Genomic DNA, 16,967 nt, shown 5'->3' with positions numbered 1-16,967 from the left:
GAGAAAATGCAGAAGCGATTCCAGGGGAAGACGGCGGTCATCACCGGTGCCAGCGGCGGTATCGGCGCGGCAATGGCCAGGCGCTTCGCGGCCGAGGGTGCTGCCGTGGTCGTCAGCGCCATCGACGCGCGGGTCGAGGAGGTCGCCGCCGATCTCAAGGCTGCGGGCGCTAAGGTCGCATCGCTGCGCATGGACGTGACCAGGAAAGACGAAGTCGTTGCCCTCTATGACCTAGCCGAGCAAGAGTTCGGCCGCGTCGACATCTCCGTGCAGAATGCCGGTGTCATCACCATCGCCAGGATCGAGGCGATGACCGAGGCCGAATGGGACAAGGTGATGGCGGTCAACACCAAGGGCGTGTTCCTGTGCTGCCAGGAGGCGATCGCGCGCATCCGCAAGCATGGCGATGGCGGCCGGCTGATCAACACGGCATCCGGTCAGGCACGGCAAGGCTTTATCTACACGCCGCATTACGCGGCCTCGAAATTCGGTGTCGTCGGCATCACCCAGAGCCTCGCCAAGGAAGTGGCGAAGGAGAAGATCACCGTCAACGCGATCTGCCCCGGCATCATCGACACCGACATGTGGGCTTACAACGACGCCGCGTGGGGCAAGCTGATGGGCGATTACAAGCCCGGCGAACTGATGGCCGAATGGGTGAAGAACATCCCGATGGGCCGCGCCGGCAGCGGCGAGGACGTCTCTGGCCTGGTCAGTTTTCTTGCCAGCGACGATGCCGCGTACATCACGGGGCAGACCATCAATGTCGATGGCGGCCTGATTATGTCGTGAGAAACGACGCAGGCCAACGTGCCATCGGCTGGAATCTGAAAGCCCCTTCGCTGCATTCAGGCTGGTCGGCCGGCCCGTGCCAATCCATGCTCCACGAGCCGGTCGATGATTTCGGAATAGCTGACGCCGCTTGCCGCCATTGCCTTGGAATACATGCTGATATCGGTGAAGCCGGGGATGGTGTTGATTTCATTGACCAAGAATTGCATGTCCGGTGTCAGGAAAAAGTCGACGCGCGCCATCCCGTCACAGCCGAGGGCTCTGAAAGCCCTTGCGGCCACGTCCCGCATGCCTGCCTCAATCTCCGGCGGCAGCTCGGCCGGCACTTTTAGCGCCGCGCCATTCTCGTCGATATATTTGGCATCGTAGCTGTAGAAGCCGTGGCTTTCCGCCGGCACGATCTCGCCTGGCCGCGAGACGAACAGGTTGCCCGCCGGGTCCTCCAGCACGCTATATTCGATCTCGCGCCCACGAACGAATTCCTCTGCCAACAGCTTGCAATCGTGCCGGAAGGCTTCAGCAAGCGCTCCGTCGAATTCCTGGCTGGCATTGACCTTTCTGACGCCGACAGACGAACCCTGACGCGCCGGTTTGATGAAGAACGGCAGGCCGAGCTCGCCTTCCAGTGTGGCGAGGGCGGGCGCCGAACCTTCATGAATCGTCACTGAGCGCGCGATTGGCAGCCCCGCCGCTTTCAGGAGCCGTTTGGCGATATCTTTGTCCAGTGCGGTTGCTGAACCCAGGATGCCGCAGCCGGCGAGCGGCACCCGAGCTACGTCGACCACTCCCTGTACCGAGCCGTCTTCACCATGGGGGCCGTGCAGGACAGGAAACAGGATGTCGATCTTTGGCAGATCATAGGGCGCGCCATCGGCCGGGATCGCCATCATCCGTCCGCGCCCACCCGGAACCAGGCAAACTTCCGTGCCGACCGTAGGTTTCGCCAGCGTACCATCCTCGAAGCTGCTCAGCAGCCATTGCCCTTCCCGCGTGACGAAGACTGGGACGGCATCGTATTTGGCGGGCAGCAGCGCACGCATGACATTGGTTGCTGAAAGCACCGAAACGTCATGCTCGGCGGAACGTCCGCCAAAGAGCACGGCAATACGCAGTCTGTTCAAGGAAGAGGTCATGAAAGCCTCGGAGACGATCTGGTGTTGAAAGGGTCAGAAGCCGACGGCAATACCGCGGTTGGCAAAGAAACGATCGAAGACGGCAAGTGGCAGCGTCACGTCGGCCTGGCTCGCCTGGTCGTGGCCGGAGGGATTGTGGAAGCGGGCCGTCTCTGGAGAGGCTGCCGTCACCAGCACCAGATGACCGCCCTTCGATGGCGGCTCGCGCTCCGGCCAGCGGATTGCGTGATGCACCGAAGCGATGAAAAACTGCCGCTTCGAAAGAAGTTCGGGAATGGCGGCCGTATCGACGTTCGTCATTGTCTCCGCACTTAGCCCGAAACGTTCGGCCACGAACTTGACGAAAGGCGCATAGATCAACCCCTTGATCGAGGCGTCGATCTCGTTGACGACATAGCCGCCATAGGCGGCGCAGGCGCGGGCAAGTTCGAGTGTCGGATGGATTTCATCGCGTGCAGCAAGGATCATCTTCAGGCAGGCCATGCCGCACACGTGCGCTGCCCAGCGTACGTATTCCTCGATCGTCTCGGCGCCCGAATGCCGCCACAGCGGATCGCGCACCAGCGCCGAAGGTCCCTCGGCAATCACCGGCAGCGTCATCTCCGGTGTTTCCCATTGGCTGAAGTAAGGCTCTTTGGTCTGCTGCATTGTATCGATGTCCTGTCCTCGTGGCCCGTGTATGGGATGACCGGCAACCTTGGCTTTTTTCGAACCGATTTATGGTCCATGTAAAAACGACGGCCGTGAAATTGGCACCGGCGTTATTCGTTGCGCGACATGAACGTTGGTATATATAATTTCATCCCATGAAAGTGGCTCTGGCGAGTTGCCGAGCCGACAGCTGAGATCATGGGACGCTGATGGTTTGCATCTCAAGACCGGCGATCGATCCGTGGATCACAGCTGCGGCAGCAATCCTTCGGCAGTCATGACGCGGCCGGTCCCGCGCCACATCTTCACCAATTTTGGCACCACCCCCGTTTTGCGCCGGCATCCGCTTCGGCAGCATTGTGGCGCCGACGGTCTTGCGCAACGACCAGCTTTTCCAACACAATCAAAAAAGACGCAAGAAGGGAACGAACGATAACTTCACTAGAGCTTGACAGGAGAACAAGCATGTCACTTCGGAACATGATTTCGAATTTCTCAATGGGAGCCTTGATACTTACCGCGGCAAGCGCGCTGACCCCTCCGGCCCAGGCGGCGGCGCCGGAATCCAACGACCCGATCAAGATCGCGCTGTTCGACTGGACCAGCGTCAATCTGAACGCCAAGATCCTCGGCGGCATTCTCGAAAAGCTCGGCTACACCGTCGAATATCCGACCGCCGACTATCTCTCCAGCCTGACCACCGGTCTCACCAATGGCGACATCGATGTGGGCATGGAGTTCTGGGACACGACGGCCGGCGAGGCTATGAAGGCCTCGGATGCAACCGGGCAGACCGAACGCCTCGGCAAGCTCGGGCCCAAGGCCAAGGAAGAATGGTGGTTTCCCGAGTATATGAAGGAGAAATGCCCCGGCCTGCCTAACTGGGAAGCGCTGAAAGACCCGAAATGTGCCGAGGCCTTCTCCACCGCCGAAACCGCGCCGAAGGGGCGCTATCTCGGCGGCCCCGTGACATGGGAAGGTTTTGACGACGAACGCGTCGAGTCGCTGAAACTGCCCTTCACCGTCATCCATGCCGGCACCGATGCGGCGATGTTCGCCGAGCTGGAATCGGCCTATCAGCGCAAGGCGCCGATCATGCTGTGGATCTATTCGCCGCATTGGGCGCCGGCCAAATACAAGGGCGAATGGGTCGAATTCCCCGATTATACGACAGAATGCTACAACGACCCGAAATGGGGTGTGAACCCCGATGCGAAATATGACTGCGGCAAACCGCATGGCGAGATCTGGAAATATTCCTGGGCCGGCATGAAGGACAAATGGCCGGTCGCCTACAAGGTCGCGAAGAACTACACCGTCGATACCGACGAGCTCAACAAGATGAGCGGCGAGATCGATCTCGAAGGCAAGACGCCGGAAGACGTCGCCGCCGCCTGGATCGCCGCCCACGAAGCCGACTGGAAAGCCTGGGCTGAGTGACCGTCTGACTGGAAATGCGACGACCCGGCCATTCATGGCCGGGTCTCGATCCCTTATTCCAGAAGGACGATTGCATGAGCGATACGATTGAACGGGCGGCGAAAGCAGCGGGCAAGGATGCCCGCCCGATAAAGCTTGCCTGCCGCAACGTCTGGAAGCTGTTCGGCGCGGACGCGGCCAATTTCATTCGCCAGCGCGACGGCAAAGCCAGCATGGCGGACATCGCTGCGGCCGGGCTGGTTGGTGCGGTGCGCGCCGTCGATCTCGAAATCCGCCAAGGCGAGATCTTCATCATCATGGGACTTTCGGGGTCAGGCAAGTCGACGCTGGTGCGCTGCATGTCGCGGCTGATCGAGCCGACCCATGGCAAGGTCGAATTCGAGGGCAAGGATCTGCTCAAGATTTCGGATGCCGCGCTGATCGAGCTGCGACGCCATCGCATGGGCATGGTGTTCCAGAATTTTGCCTTGCTGCCGCATCTGAACGTGCTGGAGAACATTGCCTTTCCCTTGGGCATCCAGGGGCAGGACCGGCCGACGCGCGAGAAGCGGGCCCGCGAAGTCATCGAACTGGTCGGCCTGCGCGGCCGCGAGCATTTCTATCCGCGCGAGCTTTCCGGCGGCCAGCAGCAGCGTGTCGGCATCGCCCGCAGCCTCGCCACCAAGCCGGAAATCTGGTTCCTCGACGAGCCGTTCTCGGCGCTCGATCCGCTGATCCGCCGCGAGATGCAGGACGAGCTGATGCGGCTGCAGACCATGCTGCACAAGACCATCGTTTTCATCACCCATGATTTCGACGAGGCCATCCGGCTGGCCGATCGTATCGCCATCATGAAGGACGGCGAGGTCATCCAGATCGGCACGCCGGAAGAGCTGGTGGTTAACCCGGCGACCGACTATGTCGCCGAATTCACCCGCGACGTCGACCGCGCCAAGGTGATCTCGGCCAAAAGCCTGATGCGCGCCTGCGACGGCGCTGAGCATGGCGGCACGGTCGCGCCGGATGCCAAGATCGCCAGTTTCTCGGCAAGCATCGTTTCGGCCGGAAAGCCATTCGCGGTGGTCAACGGCACCGGCAAGCCGATCGGCGAGGTCACGCCGCAAGCGGTGATCGATCTTCTTGCCGGCATAGAGCGCCCGGGAGCCGGCGCATGACGGTCACGGCAAGCGCCAGCGCAGCGAGGCCCCGGCAGGTTCAGACCTGGCTGGCGATCTGGGGCTGCGCGCTTGCCGCCGTGCTTGTCGTGTTCCTGCTGCAGGAAAGCCTGCCGTGGGCGGTCAATTACCCGGCCGATGCGGTCGTTCCCGTCGCCGACTGGGTCAGTGCGCTGATGACCTGGGTGAAATCGAACTTCTCTTGGCTGACGCGCTCGATCACTGCGGTGCTTGGCGTGCCGCTCGATTTCGCGCTCAATCTTCTGGCCAAGAATTTCAAGATCGGCCATGGCGCGGATATGATCGTCTTGCCGCGCTTATCCTGGATCGGCGTCTGCGCTGCCGCCTACCTTGCCGGGCGCGCCGCCGGCGGCTGGAAGCTGGGTGCGCTGGTCGGCGGCTGCTTTGTCTACATCGCGCTGTTCGGGCAGTGGACCAGCGCCATGCTGACGCTGGGCTTGATCTCGATCGCCGTGCCGTTCTGCATCGTCACCGGCCTGTTCGCCGGCATCTGGGCATGGCGCAAGCCTTGGGCCGAGAGGTTATTGATCTCCCCTGCCCTCGATTTGATGCAGACGATCCCAACCTTCGCCTATCTCATCCCGATGCTGCTCCTGTTCGGCAACAGCCCGGTTTCGGCGATGATCGCGACGGCAATTTTCGCGACGCCGCCAATGGTGCGGGCGACGATGCTGGGATTGTCGCGGGTGCCGTCGGAGATCGACGATTTCAGCGAGATGGCCGGCTGCACGGCGCGGCAGAAACTGTGGCGCGTGCTGTTGCCGTCGGCGCGGCCGACGCTGATGGTCGGCGTCAACCAGGTGATCATGCTGGCGCTCAACATGGTGATCATCGCGTCGATGATCGGTGCCGGCGGCCTCGGCTACGACGTGCTGCTGGCGCTACGCGCGCTCAAGGTCGGCGAGGCGATGGAGGCCGGCCTCGCCATCGTCGCGCTGGCCATTGCGCTCGACCGGCTGAGCCAGGCGATCGCCCACAGTCACGCCAAAGGCCATGTCTATCAGGACGTGAGCCCGAGCTTCTGGCGTCGCTATCCCAATCTGACACTGGCCATCGTCATCGTTGCGGCCACGACGCTGCTTGGCCTGTTCGTGCCGGCCTTCGCGGCAGTGCCGAAGGTGATCACCTTCACCACCGCGCCTGTGTGGAAGGCGGCGGTGAACTGGATCACCATCAACTTCTTCGACACGATCGAAGCCTTCCGCGTGGCGCTTATCCTCAATGTACTGAACCCGGTGCGCGCCTTCTGCGAGGGCTTTCCGTGGCTGGGCGCGGTGTTCCTGCTCGGCCTTGCCGGATACCAGCTCGGCGGCCTGCGCCTGGCCGCCCTGGTCGCGGCATTGACCGGGTTCTGCGCCGTCACCGGCCTGTGGGAAAAGACCATGGCGACGGTCTATCTCTGCGGCATCTCGGCCTTCATCGCTTGCCTGATCGGCATCCCGATCGGGCTGATGGCATCGCGCAGCGACCGCTTCGAAAAGATCGTCACGCCGGTCATCGACACGCTGCAGGTGCTGCCGTCGTTCTGCTTCATCATCCCTGTGGTGATGCTGTTTCGGGTCGGCGACGTCACCGCGATGATCGCCACCGTCGCCTTTGCCGTGGTCCCGGCCATCCGCTACACCAATCACGGCATCAGGCAGGTGCCGCCGGCGCTGATCGAGGCGGCGAAAGTGTCCGGCTGCACCAAGCGCCAGACGTTCTTTCGCGTGCAACTGCCGCTGGCGTTGCCGGAGATCATGCTGGGCGTCAACCAGACCATCCTGATGGCGCTGGCGATGATCATCATCTGCGCCATGGTCGGCACCCGCGATCTCGGCCAGGAGGTGTTCATCGCGCTGTCCAAGGCCGATTCCGGCCGCGGCATCGTCGCCGGCCTGGCCATTGCCTTCATCGGCATCGTCGCCGACCGGCTGTTCAACGCCTGGACGGCGAAGGCAAGAGCGAGGCTGGGCTAGCCAAAATCAAAACTCAATCAGCTGGCTGTCGCCAAGGGCGCGGCGGTGATGAGCTACCGACCCCCTTATGCCCAGAGACATAGCCCTTTGTGATTATTGCTCGCTCTTGCCTAACAGCATTAGGGCTGTGATGGGTGGGGTAGGCTCAGCAGGAGGGTACAATGTCTAAACGCGTTCCTTTTACTCCCGGCGATCTGGTGGATCGTCAATGGGGTACCGATGACATCCTCACTAGCGACCTGGCTACAGCTATCTTAATCGGCGACGCTGGCGGCAGCATGTTCGATTTTTCTAAGGGCGGCAACGACACCTTCACGGCGCTGCCAATCTCCACAACCACTACTGCCTACGGTGATGCTGGCGACGATATGTCGGACCACAGCAAGGGCGGCAACGACACTTTCACGGGCGCCTCGCTAGGCACCTACATTTTCTACGGTGACGCTGGCGGCAACATGTTCGGTCACGCCCAGGGCGGCGACGACAGTTTTAGGGCCGAGGGCGACTCCTTCAACACTTTTTACGGCGACGCCGGCGGCGACATGTCGGACCACAGCAAGGGCGGCAACGATACCTTCAGCAGTGAAGTGGGTAGACGGGTAGACAACACTTTCTACGGTGACGCCGGCGGCAACATGTTCGGCTATGCCCAGGGCGGTGACGACGCTTTCGTGACCAGCACTGTACAAGGAGCTGACCACACCTTCTACGGTGATGCGGGCGGCGAAATGTCGGATCACAGCAAGGGGGGCAACGACACCTTCCAGGGCTCCAAAGAGGCCAACAATATTTTCTTCGGTGACGCCGGCAGCAACTTGTCAGGCAATGCGCAGGGCGGCGACGACAGTTTCACGACCAGGACCGACTCCTTCAACACTTTCTACGGCGATGCCGGCGGCGATATGTCGGACTACAGCAAGGGTGGCAACGATACCTTCACGGGTAGCTTCTTTTCCACCAACACTTTCTTCGGCGACGCCGGCGGCAACATGTCTGACCATGCTCAGGGCGGCGACGACCATTACACAGATACGGGTGGGGAGATCGGGAGCAAAACTCTTTATGGCGATGCGGGCGGCGATCTTTCCGGTTTTGCCGCGGGCGGCAACGACAACGTCACGAGCGCGGGTGGCTCGGAGATAACTTTCTACGGCGACGCGGGCGGCAGTATGTCCGACCATGCGCTTGGGGGCGATGACGTGGCCGTGCTGCAAGGCACCCATAATTTGGGGTATGGCGACGCTGTCACGATGCTCGGCAGCGCTGTGGGCGGCAATGACACCCTGACCGGCGGGGACAAAAGCGCCTTTCCTGATGTTCTAAACGAGTTATACGGCGACGCGCGCGCTATGTCCGGTTCCGCCCAGGGCGGCAACGACATTCTTACCGGGGGCCAGAACAGCGAAAGCGGCCAGCTCCGTAACTTCCTGTGCGGCGACGCTTTACAAATGTCCGGTTCGGCCAAGGGCGGAAACGATACCCTGTACGCTGGGAGCGCGGCACCCGGTTGCACAGTCATCAATGACATGTGGGGTGACGGGCAACTGAGCGAGTTCGCTCAGGGCGGCAGAGACCAATTCATATTCAAGGACGATGGTTCCATGACGGTCGGAACCCAAAACACCATCTACGATTTCAGCCAGACCCAAGGCGACACTATCGTGTTTAGTGGCGTGGAGGGCGTGCAATCGTTCGATGATCTCACCATTGCGCAAAGTGGAACCAGTACCATCATTACGGCAGGAGTCGATCAAGTTACTCTCGCAAACTTTACGAACACGCTGACAACGAGTGACTTTTTGTTCGTCTGAGAGCGAAACTCTTATCCTATTCGAAGAGGCGGAATGCGGTGAGAGTTCGTTGAGGATCGTCGCACGGCCGGTCGTCCAATTCTGCTCGGCCGGCCGTTCGACAATCCAAGCCGCAGGGATGGATCAAGCGGCCAGGAATCTCTCGGTCAATCGAGCCCAGAGCGCTGCGCCGACGGTCAAATTGCCGTCGTTGAAATCGTATTTCGAGCTGTGCAGGATGGCTGAATCCTCGCCGTTGCCGAGGCGGAGGAAGCAACCGGGTTTGTGCTCGAGGAAATAGGAAAAGTCCTCACTGCCGGGGATCAACGGGCAGACGGATACCTTGTCCTGACCAACGAGTTCGACAGCGACGTCTGTCGCGAAGGACGTCTCGCCCTCGGAATTGATCACCACCGGGTAGCCGCGCTCGTAGTCGATCTCGGCGGTTGCGCCATGCGCTTGCGCCACAAGTGCCACGATGCTGCGAATGCGCTGCTCGAGCCTGTCGCGAATCTCGGCCGAGAAGGAGCGGACGCTCAGCGTGATCTCGGCATGTTCCGGGATGACGTTGGAGGCCGTGCCGCCGTGAATAGTGCCGACGGTAACGACCGCCGTCTCGATCGGGTTGACGTTGCGCGACACCACCGTCTGCAGGGTCATGATGATGTTGGCGGCAGCGACGATCGGGTCGACCGTCAGGTGCGGACGCGAGGCGTGGCCGCCACGCCCGGTGATCTTGATGGTGACCGTATCGCTCGCCGCCATCAGCGGCCCGGCGCGCATCAGGAACGAACCTGCCGGCGCGCCCGGATGGTTGTGCAGCCCGAATATCGCATCGCAGGGAAAGCGCTCGAACAGGCCGTCGGCGATCATCGCCTGCGCCCCGCTTCCCTTGCCGGCTTCCTCGGCCGGCTGGAAGATGAGGTTCACCGTACCATTGAAATGCCGTGTGCGCGCCAGGTATTCGGCGGCGCCCAACAGCATCGTGGTGTGGCCGTCATGGCCGCAGGCGTGCATCTTGCCGCTGGCTTGGCTGGCGTAGGGAAGATTGGTCGCTTCGGTGATCGGCAAGGCGTCCATGTCGGCGCGGATGGCAATGCTGCGGCCGGCACCCTGGCGCAAGCGGCCGACGACCCCGAGCCCGCCGACATTGCGCGTCACCTCATAGCCCCAGCTTTCGAGCCGTTCCGCCACGAACGCAGCCGTTTCGTGCTCCTGGAAGGAAAGTTCGGGATGTGCGTGCAGGTGCTGGCGAGCCGCCGCAAGCTCGGCGGCCTTGTCGTTGAAGTCGGAAATGCTGGCGAACTGGTTGGAGGTCTTTGGCATGGGAGGTCCTTTGCCGGCCGAGCAGGTAATCGCGCCGGCTTTGCTTTAGATGAAACGGCTCAAGAAAGCCCGCGTGCGCGGGTGCTTGGGTTTGGTGAGAACCTCGTCCGGAGGCCCGGCCTCGATCACATTGCCGTCGTCCATGAACACAACCCGATCCGCCGCCTCGCGGGCAAAGCCGATCTCATGCGTGACCACGATCATGGTCAAGCCCTGCTTGGCGAGATCGCGCATGGTGGCGAGCACCTCGCCGACCAGCTCTGGATCGAGCGCCGATGTCGGCTCATCGAAGAGCATCAATTTCGGGCGGATGGCGAGCGCACGGGCAATGGCGACGCGCTGTTGCTGGCCGCCTGAAAGCTGGCGCGGATAGGCATCGATCTTGTCGGCGAGACCGACACGGGTCAGCAGTTCGCGGCCGTAGCCGACCGCCTCCTTGCGGCTCTGCCGGTGGACGCCGACCGGAGCCTCGATGACGTTCTGCAGGGTCGTCATGTGCGGATAGAGGTTGAACTGCTGGAACACCATGCCGATCTTGCGCCGCTGCGCGGCGATCGCCCGGTCGGAGAGCTTGTCGAGGCGGCCGTTGTGCAGCCGGTAGCCGATCTGCTCGCCGTCCACCTCGATCGAACCCTGATCGATCGCCTCCAGATGATTGATGCACCGCAGCAAGGTCGATTTGCCGGAGCCGGACGGCCCGAGAATTACCACCACCTCGCCAGGCGCGACGTCCAGATCGATGCCCTTCAGCACCTCGAGCGGGCCGAACGCCTTGTGAACGTTGCGAGCCCGAACCAGGGGCGTGTCATGCGCGCTCATTGGCGGCCTCCAGGGTGGCGGTCGCTGTCTTCTCGCGGGCGCCGCGGTCGCCGCGGCTGTAGTGGCGCTCGATCGCGCCCTGCGCGACATTGAGAACCGAAGTGATCAGCAGGTACCACAGCACCGCCACCATCAGCAGCGGGATGATTTCGAAGGTGCGGTTGTAGATCGACTGAACCGAATAAAGCAGGTCAGCCATGGCGATAACGCTGACCAGCGACGTCGCCTTGATCATGCTGATCAGCTGATTGCCGGTCGGCGGCACGATCGACCGCATCGCCTGTGGGATGATGATGCGCCGTAAAGCCCTGGCGCGAGTCATGCCGAAGGTTTCAGCCGTTTCGGCCTGTCCCTTGTCCACCGAGAGCAGTCCGCCGCGGATGATCTCAGCCATATAGGCGGCCTCGTTCAGCGCCAGACCAAGGACAGCGGCCGTCAAAGGCGTGATCAGGTCGTTGGTGTTCCAACTCGCGAAACCGACGGAAATGCGCGGAAAGAGCGTCGAAAGGTTGTACCACAAGATGAGCTGCACCAGCAGCGGTGTTCCCCGGAAGAACCAGATGAACAGTCCGGAGAGAAAGGATGCCAGCCTGTCCTTCGACATGCGCGCGATGGCGAGCAGCAGGCCGAGCACGATGCCGAGGATCATCGCCACGACCGTCAGGCCGAGCGTCACCGAAAGCCCCTGCATGACCGTGGGATCGAAGAAATACTGGGCGACCACCGGCCAACCGAAATTCGGATTGACCGCAACGATATAGGCGAAGCCGGCCGCTACCGCGACGGTGAATGCCCAGAGCGCCAGCCGGACAAGCGGAAACGGCCGGTGGGCTCGTTTGACGTCGCGGAGCGCGTCGTCGGGACGTTGCGGCACCCCGGCCGCGTAAGCAGCGGTCGCGTCGGTCATGGCTTTCCTCTATTGACGCTGGCCTCTACTGGCCCTGATTGATGCCGGGCATCTCGATCATGTTTTTCTCCAGACCCCACTTCTTCATGACCGCGGCATAGGTGCCGTTCTTCATCAGGATCTTGAACGCGTCGAGCAGCACGCCGCCCAGCGGCGAGCCCTTCTTGACGACGGCGCCTTGATAGATGTCCTTGAAGCCGTTGGCTTGGCCGACACCGGAGAGTTCCAGCTGGCCCTTCGCCTGCTCGACGAAATAGGTCAGCGGCGCTTGCGAGGAGAAGAATGCGTCGGAGCGCTTCGACCGGACGGCCAGAATCGAACTCGGCTGATCGGTGAAGGACTGCACCTCGACAGCCGGCTTGCCGCCCTCGGTGCATTTCTGCGCTTGCTGCTTGATGACCTTTTCAGCCGACCCGCCCGACATGACGGCGATGCGCTTGCCGCAAGCGGTGTCGAGCGACGTGATGCCTTGCGGATTGCCCTTCTCGACGGCGAAGACGACGTATTCGCGCACCCAATCGATGAAGTCGTTGGATTTCTGGCGGTCGGGATAGTCGCCGACAGGTCCCATCGCGAACTGATAACGGCCGGCATTGATGCCGCTCAGCAAAGCTGGCAGGCCAGCGACCGAGGCGTGATCGACCTCAACGCCGAGCAGCTGGCCGATGGCGTCCGAAATCTCCTTGGTCGCTCCCGATAGTTCGGTGCCGGTGACGATCTCATAGGGCGGGAACGAGCCGTTGTTGACAGCCGTGATCTTTCCTGCGGTCCTGATGTCTTCCGGTAGCCGGCCTCGCAAGTCCTCGTTCACCGATTGTTTCTGGGCGTCCTGGGCAAAGCTGGCCTGCGCCAGCATGATGACGAGCGAGGCGAATATGAAGCTGATTGTCCTCATGGCATTCTCCTGTTCTTGGTTGCGCGTTGTCAGGCTGCGGTGGCCCGCGACTTGGCCTCAAAAGGAAACAAGGCTTCGGCGGAAATCCGTTCCGCCAGAATGCCTTGGGTATGTAGCTCCGTGACGAAATCCTCGATCATGCGTCGATTGGCGCGCAAGCCGCTGGCGTTCCATGACGCGGGCAGGTCGCGTCCCGCATGGAGCAGCTCCTCGAGGACCCAGGGCGAGGTGTCGGCATATTTGCGGCGCTTGCCGGTCCAGACGCGCTGGCTTTCGTCGATCAGCCTGGCGAGTTCCTGCGGCAGCCAGGGATGTTCCCTGGCCACGGCGGACTTGACGGTGACCAGATGCATGCCCGGCACATAACCGACGTCGGCAAAATAGGCGCGTTCAGCCGCGCGAAAATCGCGCAGCACTTGCCGGAAGCCGGAAGCCGGGCCGAAAAAGCCGGCCGGCATGAAGGGTGTGAAAACGGCATCCAGCGCGCCTTCCACCAGCAGCTCCATCATCGGGTGGTCGCCCGGCGCAGCTTCGACCCGGCCCGGCCTGCCGAAACCATCGAGCCGGTCGGTGATCGGGTGCTCCGATGTCAGCCTGCCGGCGAACCAGTAGGCGTCCTCGACGCCGACGCCTTCCCGGCGAAGCGCTGCCCGCGTCCATGTGTTGCCGGAATCGCGCCAGCCGGTCACGCCGATGCGTTTGCCGGCAAGGTCGGAGAGCCGTTCCAGCGGGCTTGATTGGACGGTGATGATGCAGCGGTGGCGGAATCCGCGCATGATGAAACACGGTAGTCCAACCACCGTATCGACGCCCGACGCCATGGCCGACACATAACGGCTGAATGAGACCTCCGCCGCATCGTAGTTCGGATCGCTGCCGAGATCCGGGATCAGCGTGGCGACGCGGTCAACATTCACCGACAGGCGGCTGGAGGTGACATCGCCCAGGATCAAGGGAGTGAGATAATCCCAGTCGCGGGTGGCTATCGTGATGGAGACGGGCATTGGCATGATCTTCAAAGCTATGTTTGACCGGCGATTGGTAAATGTTTATTTTTGGCCGATCAAATGTTATTATGTTACTGAACATTCACTCCCAACGATTGCCGATGCCAATGAATTTCGATGCGGAATGGTTTGCTGAACGCCTCGGCGACCGCACGATGCGCGGCATCGCGCGCGAAACCAGCGCGCTGATCAGAAGCGGCGCGCTGCCTGTCGGCGCGAAGCTTCCGCCGGTTCGCGATCTGGCCTATGTGCTCGGTGTCAGTCCGGCGACGGTCTCGCAGGCGTGGAGCGAGCTTCGGCGCTACAAGATCATCGGCGGCCGCGGACGCAACGGCACCTGGATCATGGGCAACCGCTTTGCCGCCCGGCCCGAGCGGCACATGAGCGGCGGTAATTACGGCGTGGACGTTCTGAACCTGGCGATCGCGGAACCCGATGTGAGGCTCTTGCCGCCGCTCGACATCGCACTGGCGCATGGCGCGCGCGCCGAAAAGCTCAACAGCTACGAGCGGGTGCGCATCCTACCCGAGCTGGAAGCCGCGGTGCGCCCGTCATGGCCGTACGATCCCGGCGCGTTCCTGGCCACCAATGGCGGGTACAACGCCATTTACACACTGCTGCATGCGCTGGTCCCGCCGGGGGCGCCGGTGGCCATTGAGAACCCCACGGCGCTTCGCCTGCTCGACATCCTCGAAGATCTCGATGTGCCGATCATCCCGGTGGAATGCGACAGTGACGGCCCCTTGCCAGAGGCACTCGCAAACGCTCTGCGGCAGCGGCCTGTCGCATTCCTGTTCCAGCCGCGCGTCCATTCGGTGACCGGCGCCTGCATGTCATCGGCGCGGCTCGAGGCCATCGGCGACCTGCTGGCCGGCACCGACGTGCTGATTGTCGAAGATGACGGCGTTGGCGATATTGCCGAGGCGCCGCGCATTTCGCTTGGCCGGCGTTTTCCCGATCGCGTCATCCATATCCTGTCCTATTCCAAGACCCATGGCCCGGACCTGCGGCTCGCCGTACTGTCCGGATCGGCGACGATCGTCGAACAGATCCAGTCCTATCGCAGCTTCAGCTCGGGATGGACCAGCCGCATCCTGCAGGCGGCCACTGCCTGGCTGCTGCAAGACCCGGCCACGGCCGCGCTGGTGGAGCAGGCAAAGGAAGTGTACCGCCGCCGCCGGGAGCGGCTGGCCGGCGAACTGGCGAAACGCAATGTCGGGATCGACGCCGGACACGGTCTCAGCGTCCTCATTCCGGTTGCTTCGGAACCTTACGCGATGGTGACGCTGGCCGCACACGGCATCGCGGTCCATGCCGGGGCGAAGTTTTCGACCGGAAAGACGAGCGCCGTCCGCGTCGCGACGAGCATCCTGAGCGAGGAGCACCTTGAGCACGTCGCGGATTCCCTGGCGCTGGCAGCCGACCCGGCACGGGAGGTCAGCTGAGGCAGGCCAACTGCTCGTTCGGAACCAAAGCCTACTCCGCCGCGACGCCCTTCACCTCGAGATAGCTCTCCATTGAATCGTCCATCGCCTGCAGCCAGGGCGTGTGGTGCAACGGCGCCATCGTGCCGGTCATTAGCGAGCGATAGGCATGGTCGCGGAAGCCCATAATGTCTTGCGCCTTGTGGTGCTCCCACTCCATGAAGGTCTGATTGACAGCCTCCACGTCGAAGCCTGGATAGTCGGTCTGCTCCATCAGCTCCTTGGTGTAGTCGCCCTGGAACCAGATCATCTGCTCGGCGTCTTCCAGCGTCTCCTCGCGCGCCCGCCACTTTTTGCCGTGCTCCGCCATCGCTTCGGCCGAAGGTAGCTTGATGCGGCCCATGATGACGTCGCGCGCGAACCAGGCCTGCGCGTCGAACATGTTGAAGGTGTAGAACTGGTCCTGCATGCCGATATAGAAAAGCTTCGGGTTCTTCTCCCAGACGACACCTTCGTAGAGCCCGTCCGGCCACATGCGATTGGCGGTCTTGAGCTTCAGATCCTCGGTGAGGAACGGGAAGGAGTGGAGATAGCCGGTGCACAGGATGATGGCGTCGACATCCCTCGTGCTGCCGTCCTTGAAATGCGCGGTCTTGCCAACGACCTTCTGCAGCAGCGGCACTTCCTTCCAATTGTCCGGCCATTTGAAACCCATCGGCTTCGAGCGGTAGCTGGAGGTGATCGATCTGGCGCCGTATTTGTAGCATTGCGAGCCGATGTCCTCGGCCGAATAGGAGCGGCCGATGATCAAGATGTCCTTGCCCTTGAATTCCATGGCGTCGCGGAAATCGTGGCTGTGCAGGATACGGCCGTTGAAGGTCGAGAAGCCCTCGAAATAGGGGACGTTGGGCACGGAAAAATGCCCCGAGGCGACGACGACGTTGTCGAACTCTTCAGAATAAGTGACGTCGTTAGTGCGGTCATGCGCGGTGACGGTGAACTTCTTCGTCGTTTCGGAAAAGGTGACCATGCGCACCGGGCTGTTGAAGCGCACCCATTGGCGCACGCCGGATTTTTCGACGCGGCCCTTGATGTAGTCCCACAGCACGGCACGCGGCGGATAGGAGCCGATCGGCCGGCCGAAATGCTCCTCGAACGTGTAGTCGGCAAATTCCAGGCACTCCTTCGGGCCGTTCGACCAGAGGTAACGGTACATCGAGCCATGCACCGGATCGCCGTGCTCGTCGAGGCCGGTGCGCCAGGTGTAGTTCCACAGGCCGCCCCAGTCGGACTGCTTTTCGAAGCAGACGATTTCGGGAATGTCGGCGCCCTTGTCGGCAGCCGACTTGAAGGCCCGGAGCTGGGCCATGCCGGACGGTCCGGCTCCGATGACGGCAACACGACTTTTCATTCCGGGCCTCCCGATCTCATTTCCCTAACGAAACAAATTTCACTGACAGGACAGTAATTGCCCCTTCGATGCTGTCAACAGGCCTTATGGTGAAACCTCGTTTCATCACGCTGGATTTCCACGCGACGCCGGCCTCCGACGAAATCCGGACAGCGTGCAATTCGACAGGAGTGGCTTGCCGTCGCAGTTGCACTTCTGTATCGGCACCGAATATGTTCACCGTGAGTGAAATAAATCCG

At 61.9% G+C, this 16,967-nt stretch carries 15 protein-coding genes; 6 read left to right on the top strand and 9 right to left on the bottom strand.

From position 1 onward, the window contains the following. The first annotated feature begins 6 nt into the window (after window positions 1-6). Complete coding sequence (locus NKI85_RS07860; protein ID WP_352527731.1) at window positions 7-792, top strand: SDR family oxidoreductase; 786 nt, start codon at window positions 7-9, stop codon at window positions 790-792. Between the two features lie 56 nt (window positions 793-848). On the opposite strand, the gene NKI85_RS07855 is transcribed toward NKI85_RS07860, so the two are convergent. From NKI85_RS07855 to NKI85_RS07845, 3 genes are all read right to left on the bottom strand, one after another. Then, window positions 849-1,925: a D-alanine--D-alanine ligase family protein gene (locus NKI85_RS07855; RefSeq protein ID WP_352776503.1), complete on the bottom strand. Its 1,077-nt coding sequence runs from the start codon at window positions 1,923-1,925 to the stop codon at window positions 849-851. Window positions 1,926-1,958: 33 nt separating this feature from the next. Beyond that, entirely contained in the window at window positions 1,959-2,573 is a 615-nt protein-coding gene (locus NKI85_RS07850) for a cysteine peptidase family C39 domain-containing protein (protein ID WP_352776502.1), read from the bottom strand. A 199-nt stretch (window positions 2,574-2,772) separates the two neighbouring features. Next, window positions 2,773-2,958, bottom strand: a complete 186-nt coding sequence (locus NKI85_RS07845; protein WP_352776501.1) for a hypothetical protein — start codon at window positions 2,956-2,958, stop codon at window positions 2,773-2,775. Window positions 2,959-3,041: 83 nt separating this feature from the next. On the opposite strand from NKI85_RS07845, the gene NKI85_RS07840 reads away from it, so the two are divergent. From NKI85_RS07840 to NKI85_RS07825, 4 genes are all read left to right on the top strand, one after another. Then, the gene (locus NKI85_RS07840; RefSeq protein WP_352776500.1) at window positions 3,042-4,016 is read left to right on the top strand and encodes an ABC transporter substrate-binding protein; all 975 of its coding nucleotides are present in this window, start codon (window positions 3,042-3,044) and stop codon (window positions 4,014-4,016) included. Window positions 4,017-4,090: 74 nt separating this feature from the next. Next, window positions 4,091-5,170 carry a quaternary amine ABC transporter ATP-binding protein gene (locus tag NKI85_RS07835; protein WP_352776499.1) on the top strand — a complete coding sequence of 360 codons (1,080 nt, stop codon included), beginning with the start codon at window positions 4,091-4,093 and terminating at the stop codon, window positions 5,168-5,170. Further along, a complete protein-coding gene (locus NKI85_RS07830; RefSeq protein ID WP_352776498.1) occupies window positions 5,167-7,149 on the top strand; it encodes an ABC transporter permease in 1,983 nt (660 codons plus the stop codon). The genes NKI85_RS07835 and NKI85_RS07830 overlap by 4 nt, the downstream gene beginning before the upstream one ends. A 161-nt stretch (window positions 7,150-7,310) precedes the next feature. Then, window positions 7,311-8,960, top strand: coding sequence for a hypothetical protein (locus tag NKI85_RS07825; RefSeq protein WP_352776497.1), 1,650 nt, complete (start codon window positions 7,311-7,313; stop codon window positions 8,958-8,960). 123 nt (window positions 8,961-9,083) lie between these two features. Here NKI85_RS07825 and NKI85_RS07820 read toward each other — a convergent pair whose 3' ends face one another. The 5 genes from NKI85_RS07820 to NKI85_RS07800 form a co-directional block, all read right to left on the bottom strand. Continuing rightward, window positions 9,084-10,265, bottom strand: coding sequence for a M20 aminoacylase family protein (locus NKI85_RS07820; RefSeq protein ID WP_352776496.1), 1,182 nt, complete (start codon window positions 10,263-10,265; stop codon window positions 9,084-9,086). Window positions 10,266-10,310: 45 nt separating this feature from the next. After that, window positions 10,311-11,084: an amino acid ABC transporter ATP-binding protein gene (locus tag NKI85_RS07815; RefSeq protein ID WP_352776495.1), complete on the bottom strand. Its 774-nt coding sequence runs from the start codon at window positions 11,082-11,084 to the stop codon at window positions 10,311-10,313. Continuing rightward, on the bottom strand, window positions 11,071-11,991 hold the full coding sequence (locus NKI85_RS07810; RefSeq protein ID WP_352776494.1) for an amino acid ABC transporter permease: 921 nt from the start codon (window positions 11,989-11,991) through the stop codon (window positions 11,071-11,073). Before NKI85_RS07810 ends, NKI85_RS07815 begins: the two co-directional genes overlap by 14 nt. A 25-nt stretch (window positions 11,992-12,016) precedes the next feature. Next, window positions 12,017-12,847 carry an ABC transporter substrate-binding protein gene (locus NKI85_RS07805; protein ID WP_502896028.1) on the bottom strand — a complete coding sequence of 277 codons (831 nt, stop codon included), beginning with the start codon at window positions 12,845-12,847 and terminating at the stop codon, window positions 12,017-12,019. Between the two features lie 68 nt (window positions 12,848-12,915). Beyond that, window positions 12,916-13,890 carry a substrate-binding domain-containing protein gene (locus NKI85_RS07800; protein WP_352776492.1) on the bottom strand — a complete coding sequence of 325 codons (975 nt, stop codon included), beginning with the start codon at window positions 13,888-13,890 and terminating at the stop codon, window positions 12,916-12,918. A gap of 158 nt (window positions 13,891-14,048) precedes the next feature. On the opposite strand from NKI85_RS07800, the gene NKI85_RS07795 reads away from it, so the two are divergent. Then, window positions 14,049-15,338, top strand: a complete 1,290-nt coding sequence (locus tag NKI85_RS07795) for an aminotransferase-like domain-containing protein (RefSeq protein WP_502896025.1) — start codon at window positions 14,049-14,051, stop codon at window positions 15,336-15,338. A 31-nt stretch (window positions 15,339-15,369) separates the two neighbouring features. Here the strand turns inward: NKI85_RS07795 and NKI85_RS07790 are convergent, their stop codons facing one another. Continuing rightward, window positions 15,370-16,728, bottom strand: coding sequence for a trimethylamine monooxygenase (locus tag NKI85_RS07790; RefSeq protein WP_352527756.1), 1,359 nt, complete (start codon window positions 16,726-16,728; stop codon window positions 15,370-15,372). Between the last annotated feature and the right edge of the window lie 239 nt (window positions 16,729-16,967).

Source organism: Mesorhizobium sp. M0571 (genome assembly GCF_040320985.1).
In the GTDB taxonomy this organism is placed as follows: domain Bacteria; phylum Pseudomonadota; class Alphaproteobacteria; order Rhizobiales; family Rhizobiaceae; genus Mesorhizobium.
The sequence above is the reverse complement of the archived record's forward strand: the minus strand, read 5'-3'. Positions and strand labels throughout refer to the sequence as shown.

What these genes read in the sequence shown, in the direction of transcription:
- NKI85_RS07830 (WP_352776498.1), top strand. Translation starts at nt 5,167, where the DNA reads ATGACGGTCACGGCAAGCGCCAGCGCAGCGAGGCCCCGGCAGGTTCAG.
- NKI85_RS07835 (WP_352776499.1), top strand. Translation starts at nt 4,091, where the DNA reads ATGAGCGATACGATTGAACGGGCGGCGAAAGCAGCGGGCAAGGATGCC.
- NKI85_RS07855 (WP_352776503.1), bottom strand. Translation starts at nt 1,925, where the DNA reads ATGACCTCTTCCTTGAACAGACTGCGTATTGCCGTGCTCTTTGGCGGA.
- NKI85_RS07800 (WP_352776492.1), bottom strand. Translation starts at nt 13,890, where the DNA reads ATGCCCGTCTCCATCACGATAGCCACCCGCGACTGGGATTATCTCACT.
- NKI85_RS07825 (WP_352776497.1), top strand. Translation starts at nt 7,311, where the DNA reads ATGTCTAAACGCGTTCCTTTTACTCCCGGCGATCTGGTGGATCGTCAA.
- NKI85_RS07790 (WP_352527756.1), bottom strand. Translation starts at nt 16,728, where the DNA reads ATGAAAAGTCGTGTTGCCGTCATCGGAGCCGGACCGTCCGGCATGGCC.
- NKI85_RS07795 (WP_502896025.1), top strand. Translation starts at nt 14,049, where the DNA reads ATGCGCGGCATCGCGCGCGAAACCAGCGCGCTGATCAGAAGCGGCGCG.
- NKI85_RS07860 (WP_352527731.1), top strand. Translation starts at nt 7, where the DNA reads ATGCAGAAGCGATTCCAGGGGAAGACGGCGGTCATCACCGGTGCCAGC.
- NKI85_RS07840 (WP_352776500.1), top strand. Translation starts at nt 3,042, where the DNA reads ATGTCACTTCGGAACATGATTTCGAATTTCTCAATGGGAGCCTTGATA.
- NKI85_RS07820 (WP_352776496.1), bottom strand. Translation starts at nt 10,265, where the DNA reads ATGCCAAAGACCTCCAACCAGTTCGCCAGCATTTCCGACTTCAACGAC.
- NKI85_RS07805 (WP_502896028.1), bottom strand. Translation starts at nt 12,847, where the DNA reads ATGCTGGCGCAGGCCAGCTTTGCCCAGGACGCCCAGAAACAATCGGTG.
- NKI85_RS07850 (WP_352776502.1), bottom strand. Translation starts at nt 2,573, where the DNA reads ATGCAGCAGACCAAAGAGCCTTACTTCAGCCAATGGGAAACACCGGAG.
- NKI85_RS07810 (WP_352776494.1), bottom strand. Translation starts at nt 11,991, where the DNA reads ATGACCGACGCGACCGCTGCTTACGCGGCCGGGGTGCCGCAACGTCCC.
- NKI85_RS07815 (WP_352776495.1), bottom strand. Translation starts at nt 11,084, where the DNA reads ATGAGCGCGCATGACACGCCCCTGGTTCGGGCTCGCAACGTTCACAAG.